General features: G+C 72.5%; 23 protein-coding genes and 1 pseudogene. 11 read left to right on the top strand and 13 right to left on the bottom strand.

Going from position 1 to position 22,996, the window contains the following annotated elements; all coding sequences use genetic code 11:
• Position 1: 1 nt before the first annotated feature.
• Together ACZ601_RS18605 and ACZ601_RS18600 are read right to left on the bottom strand one after the other, a co-directional pair.
• Positions 2-511, bottom strand: coding sequence for a hypothetical protein (locus ACZ601_RS18605; protein WP_469539085.1), 510 nt, complete (start codon positions 509-511; stop codon positions 2-4).
• A 115-nt stretch (positions 512-626) separates the two neighbouring features.
• Positions 627-1,112 (bottom strand): peroxiredoxin, encoded by a 486-nt coding sequence (locus ACZ601_RS18600; protein WP_469539083.1) that lies wholly within the window; start codon positions 1,110-1,112, stop codon positions 627-629.
• Between the two features lie 209 nt (positions 1,113-1,321).
• On the opposite strand from ACZ601_RS18600, the gene ACZ601_RS18595 reads away from it, so the two are divergent.
• The 3 genes from ACZ601_RS18595 to ACZ601_RS18585 all read left to right on the top strand — a co-directional run bounded on the left by ACZ601_RS18595 (position 1,322) and on the right by ACZ601_RS18585 (position 4,382).
• Positions 1,322-2,116 carry an alpha/beta hydrolase gene (locus tag ACZ601_RS18595; protein WP_469539081.1) on the top strand — a complete coding sequence of 265 codons (795 nt, stop codon included), beginning with the start codon at positions 1,322-1,324 and terminating at the stop codon, positions 2,114-2,116.
• Between the two features lie 121 nt (positions 2,117-2,237).
• Entirely contained in the window at positions 2,238-3,956 is a 1,719-nt protein-coding gene (locus ACZ601_RS18590; protein WP_469539079.1) for a SpoIIE family protein phosphatase, read from the top strand.
• Between the two features lie 39 nt (positions 3,957-3,995).
• Positions 3,996-4,382 carry a YunG family protein gene (locus ACZ601_RS18585; protein ID WP_469539077.1) on the top strand — a complete coding sequence of 129 codons (387 nt, stop codon included), beginning with the start codon at positions 3,996-3,998 and terminating at the stop codon, positions 4,380-4,382.
• Between the two features lie 30 nt (positions 4,383-4,412).
• On the opposite strand, the gene ACZ601_RS18580 is transcribed toward ACZ601_RS18585, so the two are convergent.
• Positions 4,413-5,261, bottom strand: coding sequence for a GNAT family N-acetyltransferase (locus tag ACZ601_RS18580; RefSeq protein ID WP_469539074.1), 849 nt, complete (start codon positions 5,259-5,261; stop codon positions 4,413-4,415).
• A gap of 121 nt (positions 5,262-5,382) precedes the next feature.
• Positions 5,383-6,777, bottom strand: coding sequence for a hypothetical protein (locus ACZ601_RS18575; RefSeq protein ID WP_469539071.1), 1,395 nt, complete (start codon positions 6,775-6,777; stop codon positions 5,383-5,385).
• 186 nt (positions 6,778-6,963) lie between these two features.
• Here ACZ601_RS18575 and ACZ601_RS18570 point away from each other — a divergent pair, with 186 nt between their 5' ends.
• Positions 6,964-8,301, top strand: a complete 1,338-nt coding sequence (locus ACZ601_RS18570; RefSeq protein WP_469539068.1) for a molybdopterin-dependent oxidoreductase — start codon at positions 6,964-6,966, stop codon at positions 8,299-8,301.
• On the top strand, positions 8,268-8,807 hold the full coding sequence (locus ACZ601_RS18565) for a hypothetical protein (protein ID WP_469539066.1): 540 nt from the start codon (positions 8,268-8,270) through the stop codon (positions 8,805-8,807). The genes ACZ601_RS18570 and ACZ601_RS18565 overlap by 34 nt, the downstream gene beginning before the upstream one ends.
• A 185-nt stretch (positions 8,808-8,992) precedes the next feature.
• Here ACZ601_RS18565 and ACZ601_RS18560 read toward each other — a convergent pair.
• The 3 genes and pseudogenes from ACZ601_RS18560 to ACZ601_RS18550 form a co-directional block, all read right to left on the bottom strand.
• Positions 8,993-9,604: pseudogene (locus ACZ601_RS18560) on the bottom strand (methyltransferase domain-containing protein); the annotation flags it as partial.
• Entirely contained in the window at positions 9,601-10,296 is a 696-nt protein-coding gene (locus tag ACZ601_RS18555) for a TIGR04282 family arsenosugar biosynthesis glycosyltransferase (protein ID WP_469539064.1), read from the bottom strand. The gene ACZ601_RS18555 and the pseudogene ACZ601_RS18560, both read right to left, overlap by 4 nt.
• Positions 10,293-11,006 carry a glycosyltransferase family 2 protein gene (locus ACZ601_RS18550; protein WP_469539061.1) on the bottom strand — a complete coding sequence of 238 codons (714 nt, stop codon included), beginning with the start codon at positions 11,004-11,006 and terminating at the stop codon, positions 10,293-10,295. Before ACZ601_RS18550 ends, ACZ601_RS18555 begins: the two co-directional genes overlap by 4 nt.
• A 114-nt stretch (positions 11,007-11,120) precedes the next feature.
• Between ACZ601_RS18550 and ACZ601_RS18545 the strand changes: the two genes are divergently transcribed.
• Both ACZ601_RS18545 and ACZ601_RS18540 read left to right on the top strand, forming a co-directional pair.
• Entirely contained in the window at positions 11,121-12,074 is a 954-nt protein-coding gene (locus tag ACZ601_RS18545; RefSeq protein WP_469539058.1) for a response regulator transcription factor, read from the top strand.
• Positions 12,071-13,177, top strand: a complete 1,107-nt coding sequence (locus tag ACZ601_RS18540; RefSeq protein ID WP_469539056.1) for a sensor histidine kinase — start codon at positions 12,071-12,073, stop codon at positions 13,175-13,177. The genes ACZ601_RS18545 and ACZ601_RS18540 overlap by 4 nt, the downstream gene beginning before the upstream one ends.
• Before the next feature lie 72 nt (positions 13,178-13,249).
• On the opposite strand, the gene ACZ601_RS18535 is transcribed toward ACZ601_RS18540, so the two are convergent.
• The 5 genes from ACZ601_RS18535 to ACZ601_RS18515 form a co-directional block, all read right to left on the bottom strand.
• Positions 13,250-14,320 carry an NAD-dependent epimerase/dehydratase family protein gene (locus tag ACZ601_RS18535; protein WP_469539053.1) on the bottom strand — a complete coding sequence of 357 codons (1,071 nt, stop codon included), beginning with the start codon at positions 14,318-14,320 and terminating at the stop codon, positions 13,250-13,252.
• 119 nt (positions 14,321-14,439) lie between these two features.
• Positions 14,440-15,039, bottom strand: a complete 600-nt coding sequence (locus ACZ601_RS18530) for a hypothetical protein (RefSeq protein WP_440578515.1) — start codon at positions 15,037-15,039, stop codon at positions 14,440-14,442.
• Positions 15,036-16,343 (bottom strand): MAB_1171c family putative transporter, encoded by a 1,308-nt coding sequence (locus tag ACZ601_RS18525; protein WP_469539050.1) that lies wholly within the window; start codon positions 16,341-16,343, stop codon positions 15,036-15,038. The genes ACZ601_RS18530 and ACZ601_RS18525 overlap by 4 nt, the downstream gene beginning before the upstream one ends.
• A 60-nt stretch (positions 16,344-16,403) precedes the next feature.
• Complete coding sequence (locus ACZ601_RS18520) at positions 16,404-16,964, bottom strand: toxin (RefSeq protein WP_469539048.1); 561 nt, start codon at positions 16,962-16,964, stop codon at positions 16,404-16,406.
• A gap of 3 nt (positions 16,965-16,967) precedes the next feature.
• A complete protein-coding gene (locus tag ACZ601_RS18515) occupies positions 16,968-17,414 on the bottom strand; it encodes a hypothetical protein (RefSeq protein WP_440578512.1) in 447 nt (148 codons plus the stop codon).
• A gap of 646 nt (positions 17,415-18,060) precedes the next feature.
• On the opposite strand from ACZ601_RS18515, the gene ACZ601_RS18510 reads away from it, so the two are divergent.
• Positions 18,061-18,384, top strand: a complete 324-nt coding sequence (locus ACZ601_RS18510) for a MerR family transcriptional regulator (RefSeq protein WP_440578511.1) — start codon at positions 18,061-18,063, stop codon at positions 18,382-18,384.
• Positions 18,385-18,437: 53 nt separating this feature from the next.
• On the opposite strand, the gene ACZ601_RS18505 is transcribed toward ACZ601_RS18510, so the two are convergent.
• Positions 18,438-19,457 (bottom strand): LacI family DNA-binding transcriptional regulator, encoded by a 1,020-nt coding sequence (locus ACZ601_RS18505; protein WP_440579307.1) that lies wholly within the window; start codon positions 19,455-19,457, stop codon positions 18,438-18,440.
• 413 nt (positions 19,458-19,870) lie between these two features.
• Between ACZ601_RS18505 and ACZ601_RS18500 the strand changes: the two genes are divergently transcribed.
• From ACZ601_RS18500 to ACZ601_RS18490, 3 genes are read left to right on the top strand one after another with little or no spacing between them, the layout of a single operon-like run.
• Positions 19,871-21,157 (top strand): ABC transporter substrate-binding protein, encoded by a 1,287-nt coding sequence (locus ACZ601_RS18500; RefSeq protein WP_469539043.1) that lies wholly within the window; start codon positions 19,871-19,873, stop codon positions 21,155-21,157.
• 8 nt (positions 21,158-21,165) lie between these two features.
• Positions 21,166-22,116, top strand: coding sequence for a carbohydrate ABC transporter permease (locus ACZ601_RS18495; RefSeq protein ID WP_469539040.1), 951 nt, complete (start codon positions 21,166-21,168; stop codon positions 22,114-22,116).
• On the top strand, positions 22,113-22,973 hold the full coding sequence (locus ACZ601_RS18490; protein ID WP_469539038.1) for a carbohydrate ABC transporter permease: 861 nt from the start codon (positions 22,113-22,115) through the stop codon (positions 22,971-22,973). Before ACZ601_RS18495 ends, ACZ601_RS18490 begins: the two co-directional genes overlap by 4 nt.
• Positions 22,974-22,996 lie beyond the last annotated feature (23 nt).

The following is a 22,996-nucleotide window of genomic DNA, read 5'->3' as shown; positions in this document are numbered from 1 at the left end:
CTCAGCGTTCGACGGGGCGTACCGAGACCGAGGTGGTCGAGAGCGTGGCCTCGACCCAGATCTCGGTGCCGCGTTCGACCGGCACCGGGCTCTTCGCCGACAGCTTCACGACGTGCCCTCCCAGCCGCAGCAGCACCTCGCCGTATCCGTTGGCCGGAATGGCCGTGACCACGGACCCGGCCGAGCCGACGAGATCCTCGTCGCGCGGTGTGGCGTTGGTCTGGTCCCGCATCAGGGCCTGGCTGAACTTCCAGGTGAGCCAGGCGGCGACCAGACCGGCCACCACACCGGCCACCACGGCGGCGAACGTGCCGACGCCGGTCGTGCCGAGCACGATGGCGCCGCCGAAACCGAGCATCGAGACGAAGCCGGCGATCACCGGAAGGGAGAGCAGCCCGTCGAAGAGGCCGTCCAGCACACCCCCGAAGAGACCTTCGAGTATTCCGTCGAAGATCAGGGACAGTGCGAGCAGCACGACTCCCGCAATGCCGAGACCGAGAAACAAGGTCACGTGATCACCCCTCCCGGTCTGCGGAATCCGCGGAATCCCCCGAACATTTCCGTCGAACTGGCTGGATGGTCCCATACATACCGTACCGGCGACACTGCCGGGTTCCGGCAGTCTTCTACGGGGTCTGGATGCCGGAGAGGTGGCCCGCCAGGGTGTCCAGTGACTGGAACGTGGCACCGAGGAGCGCTACGTGCTTCCAGCGCAGCACCCCCTCCGCGTCGATCAGGAACACCGCCCGGCGTACGCCGATTCCGGGTGCCGCCACCCCGAAGGTCCGGGCGAGTTCGCGGCCGGTGTCCGCCAGCAGCGGCATCCGCAGGCTGTGGGCGCGGGCGAAGGACTCGTGGCTGTCCACATCCTGTGGACTGATTCCCCAGACCTGCGCGTCGAGCCCCTCGAAGGTCTCCATGCCGGAGGAGTACGAGCACAGCTGCTTGGTGCACACCGCTGTGTTGTCGCCGGGGTAGAAGGCGAGGACCACGGCCCGGCCTCGGGCGGCGGAGAGCGTGTAGTCGCGGCGTTCGAACGTATCGCCGTCGAGTGCGCCTCCCGGGAGGGTGAAGTCCGGTGCGAGACTGCCGAGTTCTGGTGACGAGCCCATGGTGTGTGTCCCTTGTTACGTGCCGTCGGTCCGTGTGCCGTTGGTCCGTGTGCAGTTGGTTCGTGTGCCGTTGTTTCGCGACGCCGTTTCGTGTGTGGCTGTTTCGTGAGCGTCGCTGGTTCGTGCCGCTTGTTTCTTGTTGCGACGGTGCCGTCCGTACTCGTACAGCATGCTCGTTACGGCCCCACCCATCCGCACTGGAGGTACGCATGACACGACGACAGCCCCCCTCGGCGGCGGTACTCCTGCTGCACGGCGGACGGGAGGACGGTCTCGGGGCGCCGCCGCCCGGACCGTTCAACCTGCCCGCGCTGCGGATGCGCCCCTTCGCGCACGCGCTGCGGCGGGCGCTGCCGGGGGACGTCCTGGTGCGCGCCGTCCGGTACGGGCACCGGGGCTGGAACGGGGCGCGGGCCGATCCGCTGCACGATGCCGTGCGCGCCCTGGACGAGCTGCGGCGTGCGGCGGGGGACATCCCGGTGGTGCTGGTGGGGCACTCGATGGGGGGCCGCGCCGCGCTGCACGCCGCCGGGCATCCGCTGGTACGCGGTGTGGTCGGGCTCGCCCCGTGGTGCCCGGACGGTGATCCGGTCGAGCAGCTCGCCGGGCGGGACGTCGTTCTCGTGCACAGCCCGCGGGACCGGGTCACCAGTGCGGCGGCCTCCCGCACGCTCACCGCACGGGCCCGCCGGGCCGGGGCCCGGAGCTGTCTGGTCACCGTGCCCGGCAGCGATCACCCGATGCTCCGCCGGGCCCCCGTCTGGCACCGTCTGACCACCGCCCTGGTCACCGGGCTGCTGGACCGGGCCCCGCTTCCGGAGCCGGTCGCCCAGGCGCTGCTGCTGCCGCCGGGGTCATCGGCCGAGGACGGGACGGTGGAGCTGGACCGGGTGTTCCCCGGCAAGGTGGACGGAGCGGACGGAGCGGACGGAGCGGACGGGGCAGGCAGGGCGGGCGGAGCGGACGGAGCGGGCGGGGCCGCGCGGTCGGGCTCCGCGCGCTGATCAGCCGTCTGCGGATGCGGGGGCGGTGCGGGCGGCTGACGATGAAGGGCCGGGCAGTCGGGCCGCCGACGTTGAGGGGCCGGGCAGTCGGGCGGCCCGCGCCCCGTCCCAGGAGGTTGCCTTGCAGGCCGATGAGTACGCCGGCGGTCCGCCGCCGCTCGACAGCACGGCGCTCGCGGCCCTGATCGGCGGAACCACGGCCGGGGTGGGGGTCCTCGACACGAAGCTGCGCTACCTCTACGTGAACCCGGCCCTCGAACGGCTCAACGGCATCCCGGCCGCGGAGCACCTGGGCCGTACGGTCGCCGAGGTGCTCCCCGAGGTCGACGCCCGGGAGGACCTGATGCTGGCGGTGCTCGCCGACGGGCGGTCCCGCGAGATCACCTCCAGCGGCCGGACCCCCGCCGGACCGGGCGGCGCCCGGCGCTACTGGCACGGCGCGTACCACCGGCTGGAGGTGGCCGGCCGGGTGGTGGGCGTCGCGGGCATCCTGATGGAGGTCATGGCCTCCGACGAGGAGCGGCGCCAGCTGGCCCAGGCCCGGCGCCATCTGCGTCTCCTGGACACCGCGAACACCCGCATCGGCACCACGCTCGACATGGACACCACCTGCGCCGAGCTGGTCGAGCTGGTCGTACCGGGGCTCGCGGACCTCGCCACGGTCGAGGTGTTCCCGAGGGACGTCGCCCCGCCGGTGCGCCCCGCACCGCCCGGCGTGACCCGGCTGCGGCGGGCGGCGACGACGGCGGTGCCGGGGCTGCGCGAACGGGTCGCGGGGTTCGGGTTGGCCGGGGACTACATCGACTACCAGGAGGACGCGGCGGTGACGCGCTGCCTGGCCACCAACCAGCCGGTCGTCGAGAACTTCACCGACGACGAGCAGCTGGGCCGCTCCGCGCCCTCCCCCGAACGGGTCGCCGCCTACCGGGCCCTCGGGATGCATTCGGCGGTCATCGTGCCGGTCTCCGTGCGCGGCGGGCCCCTCGGCGTCCTCGGCCTGGTCAGGGCGGGGGACTCGCCGCCCTTCACGGAGCAGGACGTGGTGGTGGCCCGGGAGCTCGCCGGACGGGCCGCCGTCGACCTGGACCACGCGCGCCGGTTCACCCACGAGCACACCATCGCCCTGGAGCTCCAGCGTTCCCTGCTCTCCGAACCGCGCCAGCCGCACCCGCACATCGAGGTCGCCACCCGCTATCTGCCGGCCGACCGGAGCGTGCTGGTCGGCGGCGACTGGTTCGACATCATCCCGATGCGCGGCGGCCGCCACCTCAAGGCGATGGGCGATGTGATGGGCCACGGCGTGGAGGCGGCCGTCGCGATGAGCCATTACCGCTCGCTGCTGCGGCTGCTCGCGGACGAGGAGCTGCCGCCGCACCGCATCCTGCGGCAGCTCGACCGGATGGTGGAGCGGTCGGGGCTCGACCGGGCGGCGACCTGTCTGCTCGCCATCGTCGACCGCTCCGGCGGTATGTGCCAGGTGTCGAGCGCGGGCCATCTGCCGCCGGTCTTCATCGACCCCGGGCCCGAGGGGACCCGGCTGGCCGACGTACCGGCCGGACCGCCGCTCGGCACCGGGTACGGCGGCTACGTCACGACGGAGGTGCGGTGCGAGCCGGGAACGGTGCTGTTCATGTACACCGACGGACTGGTGGAGCGGCGCGGTGAGGACATCGACGTGTCCGTCGGCCGGCTCCGGGATCTGCGGATGCCGGCGAGCGGCAATCTGGAGGAGCTGCTCGACGAGGTGCTCGACCGCTTCGGTCCGGGCGCGGAGGACGACATCGCGGTGATGGCCTCGCGGGCCCGTCGCGCCCCCGGCGGCGGGTGCGTGACCTGGTGAGCCGGTCCGTTGTCAGTGGCGGCTGCGAGGATCGGTGGCATGAAGCCCCTCCTCCTCGCCGACATCGAGGCCGCCGTCCGCAGCAGCTGGGGCGCCGACACCACCACCCCGGCGCACCGGCCGCACTGGACCTCCGGCAACCCCGCCCGCGACCAGTGCGGGGTGACCGCCCTGGTCCTGCACGACCTGCTGGGCGGTGACCTGATACGAGGCGAGGTCCGGGTCGACGGGAAGCGCACGGACTACCACTGGTGGAACCGGCTGGGCCCGGGGACGGAGATCGACCTGACCCGTGAGCAGTTCGCGCCAGAGGAGGTCGTCACGGACGGCACGGTGATCCCCCGGCCGCCGGAGATCGGCCGGCTGCGTGAGGAGTACGAGCTGCTCCGGTGCCGGGTCCTGGAGCTGCTGCACGGGCGCGGGTAGCGGAGCCGCAGCAGCGTGCGCGGCAGTGGGTCAGCCCAGTTCGAGGCTGGTGATGCCGAAGAGGCCGGAGTGGTCGACCTCGGGCGCCGGGCCGGTGTACATGCGGGCCGTCTCGAACGACGGGGTGAGCCCGAGCTGTTCCGCGAGCCGTACCGCCGCCGGGTTGACGTCGGGCACGTCCACGGCGACCGGGGCGGACGGATCGGTCGCCGCCAGCGCGCTCACCAGGGCGGCGGCCGTATCCGGCGTGGCCGCGTACACCGGGCCGATGCGGGAGGACGTACGGCAGGCGCGCATCACCGCGAGCCCCCGCACCTCTCCCTCGCGCAGCGCGACCAGCGCGGTGCGGCCGGGGGCGGTGGTCCAGGCCGCCAGGAAGCCGTCGCGCTCCGCCGGGAAGAACCGGCGGTCGTACGCGGTGACCTGGCCGAAGGGCAGGGTGCGGGCGTCGGCCAGGGTGACACCGGGCGGCGGTGCGATATCGACCGGCGCCAGCCCCTCGTACCGCATGTTCGTCCAGACGGAGCGGAAGCCGGACTTGCGGTAGTTGGCCTGCTGCTCCACCACGCCGTCGAGGCCGGTGTTCCGCCCGTCCAGCCGGGCCGTCCCGGTGGCCCAGAGCCGGCTGCCGTAGCCCTGGCCGCGCAGCTCGGGACGGGTGAGGTAGAAGCCCAGGAAGCCGTGGTCGCTGCCGTAGCGGATCACGGAGACACAGGAGACGGGCGCACCGTCGAGCCTGCCGATCAGGAAGCCGCAGGGGTCGGCGGCGAAGAAGGCCTGACCGTCGGTCAGGCCCGGGTTCCATCCCTCGGCATGGGCCCAGTCCGCCATCATCCTGATGTCGTCCGCGCTTGCTGTGGTGATCTCGAATGTCGGCACGGGACAAGCCATACCCGGGTGCCGGTGGTTCAACGACCGACCGCCCCCTTCACCACCCGCCGTTCCCCCTGTTCCCCCCGTTCACCTCCCGCCGTTCCCCGCTCTCCCGCTCCTCCACCGTTCACCATCCCGTCCAGAGCAGGTGGTTGACGAGCAGGGCGACGGCCGCCTGGGCGGCCAGCCAGCCGCGCCGGCCACGGTCGGGCAGCAGAGCGGCGGCGGGCAGCAGCCAGAGCATGAAGGGCTGCCAGATCCGTTCGGTCTCCGCCTTGCTCATCCCGGACAGGTCGGCGGCCAGCAGCATGAGGAACGCCGCGAGCACGACCAGGACCAGCCGCTGCGGCGCGGCCGCGGTCCCCGTCCGCAGCGTGTTCAGGGCCCCGGGCGCGGCCGTCGCGGTCCGGCGCAGGCCCGCGACCGTCGCGGGCCCGACGGCGATCGCGGTGCAGGCGAGGTTGGCCCAGACCCAGTACCAGTACGGGCGGAACCCGCCCGCCGCCTGGTAGTAGCGCTCGACCAGCAGGTGGTATGCCTCCCACCAGTTGAAGCCCGCCAGGGTGAAGGCGGCCGGTACGACCAGCGCCCCCAGGACGAAGAGCGGAACCGGCCGGGCGGTCCTGGCGAGCAGGAGCACGGTGAGCAGCGGCAGCGCGATGAGCGCAAGGCCGTAACTGAGGTAGCAGGTCAGTCCGTACAGCAGCCCCGCACCGAGCGCCGCGGCCGCGGGGCTGCGGACCTTACCGGTCGCGGCCAGGGCCAGCAGGGCGACGGACCAGGCGGCGACGGCGGCGAAGTAGCCGTCCGCGGAGGTGCCCGCCCAGACCGCGACCGGTGCCAGGACGAGGAAGGGCGCGGCGCGGCGGGCGGTGCGCTCGTCGGCCAGTACCCGGACGGCGACCAGCGCGGCCACCGCGGCGGTGGTGCCGGTGACGATGCACCAGACGCCCGCCCAGGCGCCGCCGCCGAGTCCCACGCGGTCCAGCAGGACGAAGGTGAGGGTGGCGCCCGGCGGGTGTCCGGCGACGTGGGCGGGCCAGTTGCCCGGCGGGCCGATAAGGATGTGGTCGTTGAAGCCGCGCAGGGCGGCGCCGATGTCGTCGAAACGGCCGATGACCCTGAGGTACTCGTGCTTGGTGGTGAGGCGTTCGGCGATGCCGCGTCCCCAGCCGTCGATCAGCGCCAGCGAGAACACCCAGGCGAGCGAGGCGCCCCAGCAGATCGGCAGCAGGGTCCGCCAGCGCAGCCGTGCGGCGAGGCCGGGACCGTACGCCACGACGGCCACGGCGACGGCGGGCGCGGCCGCGGTGCCGGGGCCGATGTGCGGGTCCCAGGACGCGAGCAGCGGCGGCCAGTGGACGTACAGGACGCGGGCGTAGTCCGCGATGTTCCGGCCGACGAGCACGGCGGCGGCGACCAGCAGCACGGCCCCGCCCGCGGCGGCCAGGTCGGCGCGGCCACCGCTGCGGCGGCCGCGCTCCGGTTCGGTGCGCTGTTCCGCGCGTTCCTCGGTCTTCACCCAGGCACGGTACGCACGCCGGGGCGGCGTGGGCGGCTGCCGGCGGGGCGCGTCACCGAACCGTCAGATTCCCGCACCCGGCCGGGCCCGGCCGCATCCCGTGGCGGGCAGCGGCCGGACGACGTCAGCGTTTCGTCAGGATTCGTACGGGCCACGCCCCGGCGCCCCCGGCATAGCGTCGGAGTCATGCGCGACCAACGTCGGCTCCGACGCTCCAGACTTCCCGATCCCGCTCCCGATTCCCCTTCCGCAGCGCTGTCCGGACGCGCCTCGGGCCGCGTCTCCCAGCTTCTCGAACGGACTCCCTCCGCTCCCGGGTTCTGGCGCAGTCCGGTGCGCGGGGTCCGGTTCACCGCGGTGCTCGGGCTGGTGCTGCTCGGCGGGATCACGCTGCTGTTCGTGACCGGTCTGCTGTCGTACGCCGCGTACAACCCGGATCTGAACCCGGTCAACGACAAGACCCCGGACAAGGGGCTGCTCGGCTTCTACCTGTTCGACTGGCCGACGGATCCGCACTGGCTGTACCGGCTGACGCAGGGGCTGCACGTCACGGTCGGCATCGTGCTCGTCCCGGTGCTGCTGGCCAAGCTGTGGTCGGTCGTCCCGAAGCTCTTCGCGCTGCCGCCGGCCCGCTCATTGGGGCATGCGCTGGAGCGGCTCTCGCTGCTGCTCCTGGTGGGCGGGGCGCTGTTCGAGTTCGTCACCGGACTGCTCAACATCCAGCTGGAGTACCTGTTCCCCGGCTCGTTCTACCCGCTGCACTTCTACGGGGCATGGGTGTTCTTCGCCGCGTTCCTCGCCCATGCCGGGCTGCGGGCGCCGCAGGCCGTACGGGTGCTGAGGTCGGGCGCGCTCAGCGGGAACGTGCCGGGGGACGCGCTGGCCTCCCCGGCTCCGGACGCGCCCACGCTGTCCCGGCGCGGGGCGCTGGCGATGGTGGGTGCCGGTTCGCTGGTCCTGCTGATCACCTCGGCCGGGCGGAGCTTCGACGGGCCGCTGCGGCGACTCGCGCTGCTCACCCCGCACGGCGCCGCCGAACCCGGTCATGGGCCGGGGGGCTTCCAGATCAACAAGACCGCCGCCGCTGTCGGGATCACCTCGGCCGAGACGGGGGAGGGCTGGTGGCTGACCGTCAGCGGCCCGGCCGGTGACCTCCGGTTCACCCGGGAACAGCTGCTGGCCATGGACCAGTACAGCGCGGCGCTCCCGATCGCCTGCGTGGAGGGCTGGTCCACCTCGGACCAGCGGTGGCGGGGCGTCCGGCTGAGGGACCTCGCGGAGCTCGCCGGGTACCCGCGCAACCCGCCGGGGGTGCTGGTGGAGTCCCTGCAGCGCAGCGGGGCGTTCCGCCGGGCGGCGCTCCGCGACAACCAGGTGCGCGACCCCCGTTCGCTGCTGGCGTTGCGGGTCAACGGGGAGGACCTGTCGCCCGACCACGGATATCCGGCACGGATCATCGTCCCGGCCGCGCCCGGCGTACTCAACACCAAATGGGTGTCCCGGCTGACCTTCGGAGAGCTGTGAGGAGAGTTGTGAGGAGAGTTGTGAACGGGCTGAACCTCATTAGCCGCGTGCGGCGTTGGTACGCGGAGGGCCCGCTGCACCTCCTTCTGACGGCCGCCTCCTTCGCGCTGGCCGGGTACGCGGGGGTGCGGCTGCTGGCCGGGGACGCGTTCGGCGTCGTCGTCTGGTTCGTCGGCGCGGCCCTCGTGCACGATCTGGTGCTCGTGCCGCTGTACGCGGCGGCGGACCGGCTGCTGCCGCGCGCGCCCGGTCCGCGCCCCGGCCTGGTCAACTTCGTCCGGGTGCCCGTCTTCCTGTCCGGCCTGCCCCTGCTGATGTGGTGGCCGCTGATCACCCGGCACACGGAGCGCTACGAACCCGCGACCGGGCTCTCCCCCGATGCGTTCCTGGGGAACTGGCTGCTGATCACGGCCGCGCTCTGCGTGCTGTCGGCGCTGTGGCTGGTCGTCAGGACCTTCCGGCTGCGGCGCAGTGCGACGAAGGTGCGTTCGCCCGCCTCCCACTGATCGGCCGTGTGCCAGCCGAGGAGTCCGGCGTACCGCAGCAGTGCCGGTGTGCCGAGCCGGGCCCACGGGAAGGGCGCGGCGGACGCCGACAGGTCCCGGCCGGCGCGTCCGTCGTCCAGCTGGACCCGGGCCCGCTCGTCGATGTCCTGCGGCGAGGTCTCCGCGATGAGCAGCCCGCCGGGTGCCAGCACGGCGGCCGTCCGTTGCAGGAGCCTGCGCGGGTCGCCGCCGATGCCGATGTTGCCGTCGACGAGCAGGACGGTGCCCCAGCGGCCCTCGCCCGGCAGCGGTTCGAAGACCGAGCGGTGGAGCGCGGAGCCGCCGAGCCGCAGGGTGCGGGCCACCGCCGCCTCGCTCACGTCGATGCCGAGGGCGCGGTGGCCGCGGGCCGCGAGCGCCGCGACCAGCCGGCCGGGCCCGCACCCGATGTCCAGGACGGGCCCTTCGCAACGGTGCAGGGCCGACAGGTCCGCGGCGTCCGCGCCCGCGCACCAGCGCTCCACGTCCAGCGGCAGCAGCCAGCCGTCCGTACGGCGCAGGAAGAGCGGACCGTGGCCGTTGCGCAGGGCGTTGGCGTACGGGTCGGTGCTCCAGGAGGTGGCGTCCGGGCGCGGCGGGCGGACCGTCTCGCGCTGGGGGACGGTCTCGTGGCGGGGGACGGTCTCGTGCTGAGGGACCGTTTCGTGGTGGGGGACGGTCTTGTGCTGAGGGACGGTTTCGTGGCGGGGGACGGTTTCGTGGTGGGGGACGGCCTCGTGCTGAGGGACCGTTTTGTGGCGGGGAGACGTCTGGCTCATCGGGCATCCGCCCCGTCCAGCTCGGCGAGTACGGCGGCGAACCGGCCGTGCGGAGCCCGTCCGGCGACGTCCACGGCGTCGGCCGCCGTGTCCACGTCCCGCAGCCGGGGCAGATCGCGCACCGTGAGTCCGGCGTCGACCAGCCGGCGGCGCTGCACCGCGCCGGTCTCCGGCACGGACATCGGCACCCCGCGCAGCAGCTCGGGGTCCGGTTCCGCCAGCCCCAGCGCCCAGAAGCCGCCGTCCTCCGCCGGGCCGAACCACGCGTCGCAGCCGTCCCAGGAACCGGGGGAGAGCGCGGGCGCCAGATCGGCGGCGGTGAACTGCGGGGTGTCCATGCCGATGAGGAGGGTCGGCCCGGTGCAGCCCGCGAACGCGCCGGCGAGCCGTTCGTCGAGACCGCCCGCGCACTGGTCCACCACCTCGATGCCCGGAGGAAGCCAGGGCCCTGGCGTCCCATCCAGGACGAGCACCCGGCGCGCCGCGGGCAGCGCGAGGACGGTGTGCAGGGTGTCCGCGAGCGAGGCCTCGGCCAGCCGTGCGGCCTCCTGCGGGGTGAAGGGCGGCGTGAGCCGGGTCTTGACCCGCCCCGGCAGCGGCTCCTTGGCGATGACCAGCAGGGTCACCGCACCGGCGGGCCCGGTGCCGCTCTCGGCAGCCGTCCCCGCGCCGGTACACGCGGCCGGGGTCATCGGGACACCGCCACCGGGGCCGGGGCCTCGCCCAGTACGGCGCGCATGTCGCGCACCGCGTGCCAGGTGCCCCGCCAGGTGCCGGTGACCTTCGACTTCCCGGTGCGCGAGAGGTACGGGACATCCGTCTCCGCGACCCGGAGCCCGGCGTCCGCCGCCCGCACCACCATCTGCAACGGGTACCCGCTGCGCCGGTCGGTGAGGCCGAGCGCCAGCAGGTCCGTCCGGCGCGCCGCCCGCATCGGGCCCAGGTCGTGCAGCCGGAGTCCGGTACGTCTGCGCAGCAGCCGGGACAGCGCCAGGTTTCCCGCTCGGGCGTGCAGGGGCCAGGCGCCGAGCCGGTCCGGGCGGCGGCGGCCGAGCAGCAGATCGCTCTCGCCGGCCGCGATCCGGCGGACGAAGCCGGGGAGCAGCCCCGGGTCGAGGGAGCCGTCGCAGTCGCAGAAGCAGACGTACTCCGCCTCGGCGGCGAGCAGCCCGGCGTGGCAGGCGGAGCCGAAGCCGCGGCGCGGTTCGTGCACCACCGTCGCGCCGAGCGACCGGGCCAGTTCGGCCGAGCCGTCGGTGGAGCCGTTGTCGACGACGATCGCGCGCCAGCCGCGCGGGATCGCACCGAGCACCGCGGGCAGGGCGGCGGCCTCGTCCAGACAGGGCAGCACGATGTCGGCGCGGGGGGCGGAGTTATCGGAGGAGTCGGTCACCCGGCTCACCCTACGGAGAGGAATCCGACAATTCGGGCCACGGATTCTTACGAAACGTGGACGTCGACCGTGTGGCGGTGTCCGCGCGTCCGGCGCGCGTCGCGCGGGTGCCAGGGTGGAGTCATGCAGCCCGTCCCGCCGGCCCGTCCGGCGTCCGAGGGCCGGGGAGCCGCGAGCGAGGCCCCCGGCCCGGCTTCCGCGTCCGGCCCGGCGTCCGCGTCCGGCCCCGCACCCGTGCCCGCACCCGCCTCCACCCCCGCACCCGACCCCGCACCAGGCCCCGTCCCCGCCCCCGGTCATGTCCTCGTCGTGGACGACGATCCGACCGTCTCCGAGGTCGTCGCCGGGTACCTGACCGGTGCCGGTTACGAGGTGGTCCGTGCGGCGGACGGACCGGCGGCGCTGGAGTGCTTCGCGCGCCGCCGCCCCGAACTGGTGGTGCTGGACCTGATGCTGCCCGGCATGGACGGCTTCGAGGTCTGCCGCCGGATGCGGGCGCACGGGCGGGTGCCGGTCATCATGCTGACCGCGCGCGGCGACGAGGACGACCGGATCCTCGGCCTGGAGACCGGGGCGGACGACTACGTCACCAAGCCGTTCAGCCCCCGCGAACTCGTCCTGCGCGTCGACTCCGTACTGCGCCGCGCCCATGCCGCCCCGATAACCGGTGGGCGTTCCGCGCTGATCGAGGGCGCGGGCCTGGTCCTCGATCCGGCGGCCAGGAGCGCCACCCGGGAGGGCACGGCGCTGGCCCTCACCCTGCGCGAGTTCGACCTGCTCGCCTTCCTGCTGCGCCACCCGGGCCGGGTCTTCACCCGGGAGGAGCTGATGAGCGAGGTGTGGGGCTGGGACTTCGGTGACCTGTCGACGGTGACGGTCCATGTACGCCGGCTGCGCGGCAAGGTCGAGGCGGACCCGGCCCGCCCGGAGCTGATCCGTACCGTCTGGGGCGTGGGCTACCGGCTGGACCTGCCACCGGGGGAAGCCGTCGCCGGTCCGGGGAGCAGCCCTGCCGGTCCGGGAGACGCCCCCGCCGACCGGGGGGACACCTTCGCCGGTCCGGGGGAGCCGGCATGACCGACATACTCCTCATCGCGCTGTTCGCGTTCCTGGGCGCCGCCGCGGCCGGACTGCTCGGCGCACTCGTCCTGCGGTTCTTCCGGCACCGCTCGCTCGTCGTCTCGCTGACCGTGGTCGCCGCGGTTGCCGTGACCGCGATGCTCGCCGGGACGCTGGCCGTCGCCTGGGCGATGTTCCTGTCGCCGCACGACCTCTCCGTGGTCACCACCGTCGTCGCGATGGCCGCCGTGGTCTCGCTCGCCACCGCGATACTGCTCGGCCGCTGGGTGGCGGCGCGCAGCCGCGATCTGACCCTCGCCGCCCGGTCCTTCGGGGACGGCGGCACCTTCGCGGCCCCCGAGGCCCCGGCCACCGCCGAACTCGCCGCCCTCACCCGGGAACTGGCCGCCACCAGTGCCAAGCTCGACAGTTCACGGGAGCGCGAGCGCGCCCTGGAGACCTCGCGGCGCGAGCTCGTCGCCTGGATCTCGCACGATCTGCGGACCCCGCTGGCCGGGCTGCGGGCCATGTCGGAGGCGCTGGAGGACGGCATGGCCGTCGACTCGCGGCGCTATCTGCGGCAGATACGCACCGAGGTGGAGCGGATGAACGACATGGTCGGCGACCTCTTCGAGCTCTCCCGCATCCACGCCGGTTCGCTCACCCTCAGCCCCACCCGGATCTCGGTGTACGACCTGGTGGGCGACGCGCTCGCCGGGGCGCACCCGCTGGCCCGCGAGCACGGCGTACGGCTGGTCGGAGACCTGATCGAGGCGGTGCCGGTGGAGGTCGACGGCAAGGAGATGAGCCGGGTCCTGGGCAACCTCCTGATCAACGCGATCCGCCGCACCCCCGCCGACGGCACCGTAGCGGTGGCCGCCCAACGCACGGGCGGCGGCGTGGTCCTGTCGGTGACCGACGGCTGTGGCGGCATCCCGGAGGAGGACCTCGCCAGGGTCTTCGACACCGGATGGCGCGGCAGCGACGCCCGTACGCCTCCGGCAGGGGCGGGCCTCGGGCTCGCCATCGTGCGCGGAATCGTCGAGGCGCACGCGGGCCGGGCCGAGGTCCGCAACGTCACCGGCGGCTGCCGCTTCGAGGTCACCCTGCCGGTGGCGTGAGCGCACGCGTGGCGACGGTCCCGGTCAGCGGGCCGGTCAGCGTGCCGTTCAGCGGGTCGGTCAGCGTCCCGGTCAGCGTGCCGGGCTCGCGGCCATGCCCCGCTGCGGGGCCGCCGCGAACTCCGCCATCCCCTCCGCGAAGCCCACCGTGGGCTTCCAGCCCAGCTCGTCGCGGAGCCGCCGGGAGTCGGCGGTGACATGGCGTACGTCCCCGAGCCGGTACTCACCGGTGATCCGCGGCGCCGGACCGCCGTGGGCGGCGGCCAGGGCCGAGGCCATCTCGCCGATGGTGTGCGGCTCCCCGCTCCCGGTGTTGTACGCGGCGAAGCTGCCCGCCCGTAGCCCGGCGAGGGCCTCCAGGGCCACCGCGTTGGCGGCCGCCACGTCCCGTACGTGGACGAAGTCCCGCCGCTGGGCGCCGTCCTCGAAGACCTGCGGCGACTCGCCCCTGGCCAGCGACGAGCGGAAGAACGAGGCGACTCCGGCGTACGGGGTGTCGCGCGGCATCCCGGGCCCGTACACGTTGTGGTAGCGCAGCGACACCGCCCGGCCGCCCGTCGCGCGCGCCCAGGAGGCGGCCAGGTGTTCCTGGGCGAGCTTGGTCGTCGCGTACACGTTGCGCGGGTCCACCGGCGCGTCCTCGCTGACGAGACCCGGGGTCAGTTCCGTACCGCAGGACGGGCAGAGCGGCTCGAACCGGCCCTCGGCCAGATCCGCTTCCGCCCTCGGCCCCGGTCGCACCGGGCCGTGGCGCGGGCACTCGTAGCGGCCCTCGCCGTAGACCACCATCGATCCGGCGAGCACCAGGTTCCGCACTCCGGCGGCGGCCGAGGCGGCGAGCAGTACGGCGGTGCCGAGGTCGTTGCAGCCGACGTACAGCGGGGCGTCCGCGAAGTCCTTGCCCAGGCCGACCATCGCCGCCTGGTGGCAGACGGCGTCGATGCCGCGCAGCGCGCGGTCCACGGCCTCGCGGTCGCGCACGTCCGCCACGATGATCCCGCCGCCGTCCGGCGGATCCGCCGCCGCGCCGTGCGCCGAGGGGAGCAGGGCGTCGAGCACCACCGCCTCGTGCCCGGCCGAAGTGAGGGTCCGGACGATCTCCGACCCGATGAACCCGGCTCCGCCGGTGACCAGTACGCGCATGACGGCCACGCTAGGGCGCCGCGGGCTCCGGGCGCCGTTTCCCGGTCGGCACGTCACAGGGCCGTAAGAACCGGACCCGTTCGGCGGGACGGTCACCGGTCACCCGGCGGGTGCCCGGCTCAGCCGAAGAGGAACGCGCACGCGGTGGCCGCGCCCAGCGCAGTCCCGGCCGTCACCTGGCCGACCGTGTGGTACCCGAGCGCGACCCGGGACCAGCACACGGCGGCCGTCATCAGGTACCCGAACAGCCACCACGGCGAGTGGACCACGGCGAGCAGGGCGACGACGGCGGAGGCGACCGAGGCGTCCACCGAGATCTTCCAGACCGTGTTGACGGCCAGCAGGACGACCGTCATCGCCCAGAGCCCGAGCATCGCCGTCAGGATGCCGGAGGGGGCACCGCCGAGCACCATGACCGCCGAACCGACGCCGATGGAGCCGAGGATGACGAAGAAGATCGGGGCCCGCTTGGTGCGGTCGACGACATGGCGGTCGCCCCAGGTGCCGCGCCCGCGCTCCCACTCGATGTAGCCGGCCGGGATGATCCCGGCGCACAGCGCGCCGAGCAGTCCCCACAGCAGTCCCGTCCACTCGCCCGCCGCCGCGAACCCGGTCGCGAGCATCCCGGCGAGCAGGAGATTACGTGGCTGGAAGACATCGGTGACCGTACGCGCCGTCCCCGAGGCATCGGTGGTGCCGGCGGTGTCGGTGGTGCTCATGCGCTCTGCTCCTTGGCTGCTGTTCCGGCGGACTCGGCTCCGGACGGCTCCGGTCCGGTGCGGGAGGACTCCAGGATCTGCCGGGCCCGTTCCGCCGTGACCGTGCGGTACGCGGCGGCGACCCGGACCAGCCAGGCGACCTCGCCGTCCTGGTCGGTCGCGTGCTGGGTGCCGACCGCCGTCGCCTCTCCGGGGGCCGCGCCGTCGCCGTGGGCGACCAGGGCCGCCTTGATCCAGTACGCGTCGGTCAGCGGGCCCGTCCGCTCCGGTCCGGTGGTGGCCGCGGCGGTCTCGCCCGCGGCCTCCCGGGCGGCGTCGAGCAGGGTGCCGGGGGCGTAGTGGCGCAGCTTCTCCACCGCGTCGGCGATGTCCGCCGCCCAGCGGTCGATCCGCAGGTCCGCCGGGGTGCCGAACCGGGTCAGCTCGCGGAGCAGGGACGCCGGCGGGTCGAAGGGCTGGTCGGGGAATGCCGTCATCAGCTCGTACCAGAGCGCGTGCAGCCGCACCTGGGCGCGCCAGAGCTTCGCGCGGCGGCGGACGTTGCCCAGGGCGGGGATGGAGGCGCCCACCGCGAAGAACGCGAACAGCACCACCTGCGAGGCCTCGGTGATCTCGTCGAAGCGCAGCGCGAAGGCCTCGCTCGGATCGTCGATCACGCTCACCCAGAGGAACAGCGTCCGGCTGACGGTGTAGCCGACCCCGATGAACATCGCGAACGTCATCATGCCGAGGCCGATCCGGAGCAGCCGCAGCCGCGCGCTCGCGGTGGCGAGCGCCCACTGATAGGCGCAGACGGCGGAGGCGGTGCCGAGGTAGAGGTAGAACACGCTCATGTAGAGCGTCGCCCCCCACTGCCCGGCGTGGTCGGCGACGAACCGGTCGGAGGGGACGGAACGGTCGACGACGGTGAAGAAGAGCACCGTCAGCAGCACCAGCGTGGCGACGGACGCCTTGGCGGCGACCTGCTGGATCAGCCGGGCGAACCGTACGTGCCGGGGGATGTCCCCCTCGTCGGCGTACTGGCCGTAGATGGCGACGATGTAGCTGAGGATGGCCAGGATCGCGATCGTCGCGGTGTAGTGCTTGATCAGCACCGAGAGGTCGGTGACGGAGCTGTCGTTGAGCCCGATGCGCACGGCCCGGGTCTTGGTCCACAGGGCTGCGGCGAATCCCGCGTAGCAGCCCCACAGGGCCCGGCGGCGTCTGTCCGCCTCGTCGCCCCGCAGGGCGGCCGGCATGCGCCACAGGGCGACGGCTGTCATCAGGCCGGCTATCAGGTAGCCGGCAAGGTCGAGCGGGGTCACGGCGGAAGTCCTCGGGGTGGGGGGAAACGATGCGGCTGCGGAACGGACGTCGCTCCGGTGCTACGTGCGGCGGAACAGGCCCCGGCGGCGGTGGGCGACCGGGAGGGAGAGCGAGTTGGCGAGCCGCCCCACCATGTCATCGCTCGTCACGTCCCTGGCCAGTCGGGGGATGAGCGAGGCACCGAATTCGGCCATGCGTTCGTCGTGGGTGTCGTACGCCGCGCGGGCCTGTACGGCGTCCGGGGACCGGAGCGCGTCGGCGCCGACGACCCGGGAGATCAGCGAGGTGTCGAAGACGGGCAGCAGCCGCTGGAGCTGCTCGGCGTCCAGCGAGGTGCCGTGGTCGAACCACTCGTGGCACAGCTCGTGCAGGATGACGTGCTGGGTCTGGTACGCGGTGGGGCGCCGCCGGTAGAGCACGAAGCTGGTCCCGCCGGCCTTGAGCCGCAGCCCGCAGACGCCGTTGACGCGCGCCAGCCGGTCGGGCATCTCGTGCAGCACGATGCTGCGGCCGCCGACCGTCTCCATGTTCGCGACCAGCCCCTCGATCGTGAAGGGGGCGGGCAGGGGAAGCCCGGCGAGTCCGGCCTCGCACTCTTTCCGCAGTTCGCGCAGGGACATGCCCTAGCTCCGGGGTCCGCCGTCGGCCGGGCGCTGCCGGTTCTTCGCGTCCTCCAGCAGGGACAGCGCGAACCGCAGCAGCTCCGGGGGCAGTCCGTCCTCGTCCAGGCCCCGGCCGGCCACCCCGCTGATGTCGCCGGTGCGCCGCTTGGCCAGGAACTGGAGACCGTCCACGACGTCGTCGACGACCTCGGACTCCTCCTTGAAGAAGCGCCAGTCCACGCCGAAGCCGAGGCCGAGGGCCTTGAGGATGTCCTCCGAGGGCTGGGTGACCTTGCCGGCCAGGATGTTGGAGAAGTAGCTGTGCGAGAGCGATCCGCCGCGCTCCCTGACCAGGTCCGCGAAGACCCGTCCCGAGATCTTCCGGCCGGGGAAGGTCTTCTCGACCATGTACTCGACCTTCTGCCGCAACGTCCGCAGCTCCGGTGCGCGTTCTTCTCCGCTGTCCATCCGGCCCCCCACGTGTCCGGGCCCCGCCCGGTTCTGTCCGGTGCCGCGCGGTGTCCGATTCGGTCAACGGGCTCGTACTGTAACCAACTCCGGTCCGCCGTCCCCAGCGCGGGGAGCCGTGAGCGCATTCCGAACGGGGACGTAGTGGCACATCCCGTGCCGGGGTGCAGGAGCAGGGTTGCGCAAATACTCTACGTCACTGTTAACTCGAAAAAACACGGGCAGGGGACCACGAGGGGAGCCCCTTGCCCGTGAAATTCGCTGAGGGCGCCTGCGGTGAACCGGTGCCTTCCGTGACGACCGGTGCCTTCCGTGACGGGTGGGACACGCAGGGTCCTCGGGCACCCGGTCCCGTGGCCCCGCGCACCCGGTCGCGCACAGGGGTGTAGCCCTTCACGACGGGGGATGCGTGAAGGGCTACACGTGCATTATGGCCCGACGGCAGGCAGTCATCAACTGACCCGCCGGTCAGTGTTCTTGACGGACCCGGCGGCAGAGCCCCGCAGAGGCGGCCCCGGGGCGGCCCGCTCAGATAACTTCCCCCGTCCGGCCAGGGAAATCTGTCGCCGCTATGATAGAGACGATGGCTCGCACAACGAGAGTTTCTCCTCCGGTCAACGAAGTCGGCGACACGCGGCAGGTGCCCATGCCCCCCGAAACCCCTGCGCATCCCGCCGACCGTCTCGATGACGACGACTACCCCGCCTACACCATGGGCCGTGCCGCGGAGATGATCGGCGCCACCCCCGGATTCCTCCGTGCGATCGGTGAGGCCAGGCTGATCACCCCCCTGCGCTCCGAGGGCGGCCACCGCCGCTACTCCCGCTACCAGCTCCGCATCGCCGCCCGCGCCCGGGAGCTCGTCGACGGGGGCACGCCGATCGACGCCGCCTGCCGCATCGTGATCCTGGAGGACCAGCTCGAAGAGGCGCTCCGGCTCAACGAGGAACTGCGCGGGCCGACGCCGTAGGGCAGCTCGCCCCCCGGTCCCTCTCCTCAGCCCCTCCACCCAGCCCCCTCTCCTCAGCCTCCGTTCACCGCTGCCGTGCTGCCCCGTTCGATGAGCCGGGGCAGCGGCACCTGGATGGTGTGCGCCGTGCCGCCGTCGAGCAGCGCGGTCAGCTCCCGCGCCGCGAGCCGGCCGAAGGCGACCGTGTCCCTGGACAGCGCGGTCAGCCACGGTGCCGTCAGCCGGCACAGCGCGGAGTCCTCCCACGACACCACGGAGACATCGGCCGGGACCCGGAAGCCCAGGCCCGCCGTGACCGCCACCCCGGCCGCGGCCATCACGTCGTTGTCGTAGACGATCGCGGTCGGCGGGGTGCCGTGCTCCAGCACCCGGCGGGTCACCGCCGCGCCCTCGGTGTCCGAGTAGTCCGTGGTCACCGAGTGGGCCTCGGTCAGTCCGCGCCGGTCGGCCTCGATGCGCAGGGACCGGATGCGCCGGTCGGTGTGCGCCAGTGAGGGCAGTCCGGCGATGTGCACGATGCGCCGGTGGCCCAGCTCGTGCAGCCGCCCGACCACGGCCGCCATCGCTCCCGCGTCGTCGGCGCGGATCTGCGAGAGGCCCGGGTGGGGGCCGGTGTCGCTGCCGGGGAGGGCGCCGATGACGACGCCGGGCAGGCCCAGTTCGTCCAGCAGGCCGACGCGGGGGTCGTCGGTGCGCGGGTCCACGACGAGCACCCCGTCGACCCGCCGCTCCGCCCACCAGCGCCGGTAGACCGCGCACTCGGCCGCCACGTCCTCCACCACCTGGAAGAGCAGCCCGAGCCGGCGCTCCGCCAGTACCTCCTGGATGCCGGAGATCAGCTGGAGGAAGAAGGAGTCCACGCCCAGGTTGGCCGCCGGGCGGGCCACCACCAGACCCACGGTGGCCGAGCCCTCGCCGGACAGCGCGCGGGCGGCGGTGCTCGGGTGCCAGCCCAACTGCTCGGCCACGCGCCGGATCCGGTCCCGGGTGAGGGCCGAGACCCCCGGGCGGTCGTTGAGCGCGAAGGACACCGCGCTCTCCGACACCCCGGCCCGCTGGGCGATGTCCTTCATGGTCGGCCGTCGCGCGGGCGTCCGTCTGGCCGGCGAGGTGTCCCCGGCCGGCGGCCGCTTCGGTGTCACCGAGTGCCTCTCTCCTGCGTTCCCTGTGCGCTGCCATGGGTCGTCGGGTTCGCTCTCCCCCGGAGGGCATCGTAAAGCCTTCGCGGCCGAGGGGCGAGAGTGAAGAGCTCAGACAACTAATGCGCTTGAGCTGATACCACCTAAAGCGCATTAGTCAATGATCTTCAATGTGCTGCTACACCGCGTTGACCTGGCAGTATGCCGAAAGATGCGAGCTAATTGCAGGCAATGTATTGACTTTCCTTCACGCGCATTGCAGGGTCTGCTGGGCGAACGCATCCGGCCGGTCGGTGACCTCCGGTCCGCCGTCCGCACGCCTGGTCCGAGCAAAGGAGCCGTTCACCGTGCGCATCTCTCGCAGAGCAGTCGCCACTGCCGCCGTCCTCGCCACTGTCCTGCCGTTGAGCGCCTGCGGCGGCGGATCGGGTTCGGGCTCGTCCGACGCCTCCGGCAAGGTCGAAGGGAAGATCACCTTCCAGACCTGGAACCTCCAGGCGAACTTCAAGGACTACTTCAACGGCGTGATCGCGGACTTCGAGAAGAAGTACCCGGGCACGGACGTGAAGTGGGTCGACCGGCCCGGCGAGGGCTACGCGGACAAGATCAGCGCGGACGCGGCCGGCGGCACCCTCCCGGACGTCGTCAACGTCTCGCCCGACCTGGTGGCCCCGCTGGCCAAGGCGGGCATTGCGATGGACCTCGACAAGGCGGCCGCCAAGTACCGCAAGGAGTACCTGCCCGGCGCCTGGCAGAGCCACCAGATACCGGGCACGGAAGGGACGTTCGCCTTCCCCTGGTACCTCAACACCGGGCCGATGTTCTACAACAAGCGCCTCCTCAAGGACGCCGGACTCGACCCGCAGAAGCCGCCGGCCACCTACGACGAGGTGTTCTCCGACGGGCGGAAGCTGGCCGAGAAGAGCAAGGGCAAGGTCGCCGCACTCGCGAACGTGCCCACCATCGAGGACTTCGGCCGCTACGGCGGACAGCTGATGAACAAGGAAGGCACCGGCTTCGCCTTCAACGACGCCAAGGGCATCGAACTCCTCACCCGTTACAAGGAGTTGTACGACGTCAAGGGGCTCGACGCGCAGGCGCTGACCGCGACGCCCGAGTCGTCCGGCCACAAGTTCCTCACCGAGTCCGTGGCGATGAACCCCGGCAGCGCGCTGGACCTGGCCAACTTCAAGAAGCAGGCGCCCAGCCTCTACAAGAACATCGGCATCACCGACCAGGTCAGCAACACCGGCAAGGCCAACATGTACGTCATGGGCGTCATGGTGAACGCGCAGACCAAGCAGAAGCCCGCCGCCGTGGCCTTCGCCCACTACGTGACCGACGCGACCCGGCAGATGGAGTTCGCCAAGCAGGTCGCCATCTTCCCGAGCACCGCCGGCTCGCTCGACGACCCGTACTTCACCAAGGAGGACGGCACCGACGAGACCCGCGTCCGGGTCGCCGCCGCCAAGTCCCTCAAGACGGCGGTCAATTACACCCCGGTGCTGTTCAGCGAGCAGATGAAGACCGAGCTGCGCAACCAGATCGCCAAGGCGCTGCAGGGAAAGCAGAGCCCCAAGGAAGCCCTTGATAACGCTGTCAAGGCCTGCGACCGGCTGTTGCAGCAGAGCTGAGCCCCCTCGTGACTACCCCCGCCTCCGCCCCCGCCCTCACCCCCGTCCCCGCACCCGCGCCGGCCCCCGCCCCCTGGCCCGCCCGCCGGATCAGCCGCCATCTGCCCCTCAGCCCCTGGCTGTTCGCGGCTCCCGGGCTGATCGTGGTCGGCGCGTTCAGCCTCTACCCGTTCTTCAGCACGCTGGTCAACGCCTTCACCGACCGGCGGACCCTGGTCCCGGGGAAGTTCGTCGGCCTGGCGAACTTCCGCGAACTGCTGCACGACGAGATGTTCTGGACCGGGCTGCGCAACAGCGCGCTGTACGTACTGGTCGTCGTCCCGGCGCTCGTCATCCTGCCGCTGCTGCTGGCGATGCTCGTCCAGCGGCACATCCCCGGCATCACCTTCTTCCGCTCCGCCTTCTACACCCCGGTCGTCGCGTCCATCGTCGTCGTCGGCCTGATCTGGGTGTGGATGCTCGACGACCGGGGGCTGATCAACTCGCTCCTGGAAGCCGTGGGCATCGGCAAGGTGGGCTTCCTCAGCGACCAGTGGCTGCTGCTGGGCAGCGCGATGGCGGTCACGGTCTGGAAGGGCCTGGGCTACTACATGATCATTTACCTGGCCGCGCTGGCGAACGTCCCGCGCGAGCTGCACGAGGCGGCCTCCGTGGACGGCGCCGGAGTGGTGCGCCGCTTCTTCACCGTCACCGTCCCCGCCATCCGCTCCACCATGGTGCTGGTCGCGGCACTGTCCTCGGTCTCCGCCTTCAAGGTGTTCTCCGAGGTCTATCTGATGGCCGGACCCTCCGGCGGCCCGGCCGGCGAGGACACCACCCTGGTGATGCTCGTCCAGCGGGTCGGCACCGGACTGACCGGACGGGTCGGATACGCCTCCGCCATCTCCGTCGTCATCTTCGTCGTCACCGTCGGCCTGATGCTCCTGGTGCTGCGCGCCGACCGCAAGGAGGACGCGTGAGCTTCCTGAAGACCACCGACGCCGAAGGGCGCCGCATCGCGCCCTGGCAGCTCGTCCTGCGCTACGTGCTGCTGCTCGCCGTACTGGTGCTGACCGTGGGGCCGTTCCTGTGGCAGCTCTCGACGTCCCTGAAGGGGCCGGGCGAGGACATCTTCAGCTCACCGCCGAAGTTCTTCCCCAGCCATCCGACCCTGGACAACTACAGCAGGGTCGCCGACACCATCCCGGTGTGGGACTACGCGTTCAACTCGCTCAAGGTCGCCGCCGCCAACGTGGTCACTAACTGCGTGGGCGCGGCCCTGGCGGGCTACGCGCTGGCCCGGCTGCGCTACCGGGGGCGGCGGGCCGCGACGCTGGCGTTCATCCTCGCCATGCTGGTGCCCGTGGAGGGCATCATCATCGCCCAGTTCACCACCATGCGGGATCTCGGGCTGAACAACACCCTGCTCGGGGTGCTGTTGCCGGGTTCCATCGGTGCGATGAACGTCCTGCTGATGCGCAACGCCTTCCTCAACCTCCCGCAGGAGATCGAGGAGGCGGCGTTCGTGGACGGCGCCAACGTCTGGCAGCGCTTCCTGCGGATCGCGCTCCCCTCGGTCAGGGGCACCCTCGCCGTCGTCGCGATCTTCGCCTTCATGGGCTCGTGGGACGACTTCCTGTGGCCGCTGATCGTCCTCAGCGACCCGGACCACTTCACCCTGACCATCGGGCTGAACTACCTGCACGGCACCTTCGCGAACGACGAACGGCTCGTCGCCGCGGGCACGATCATCGCCGTGCTCCCGCTCATCGTGCTCTTCGCCGGTCTGCAGCGCTTCTTCTTCCGGGGGGTCGGCGAGGGCGCCGTCAAGGGCTGACCGCCGCCCGCCGGCCGACCGCA

It is taken from the genome of Streptomyces sp. NPDC104307, from assembly GCF_055584045.1.
This window is presented reverse-complemented; position numbering and strand designations above follow the sequence as displayed.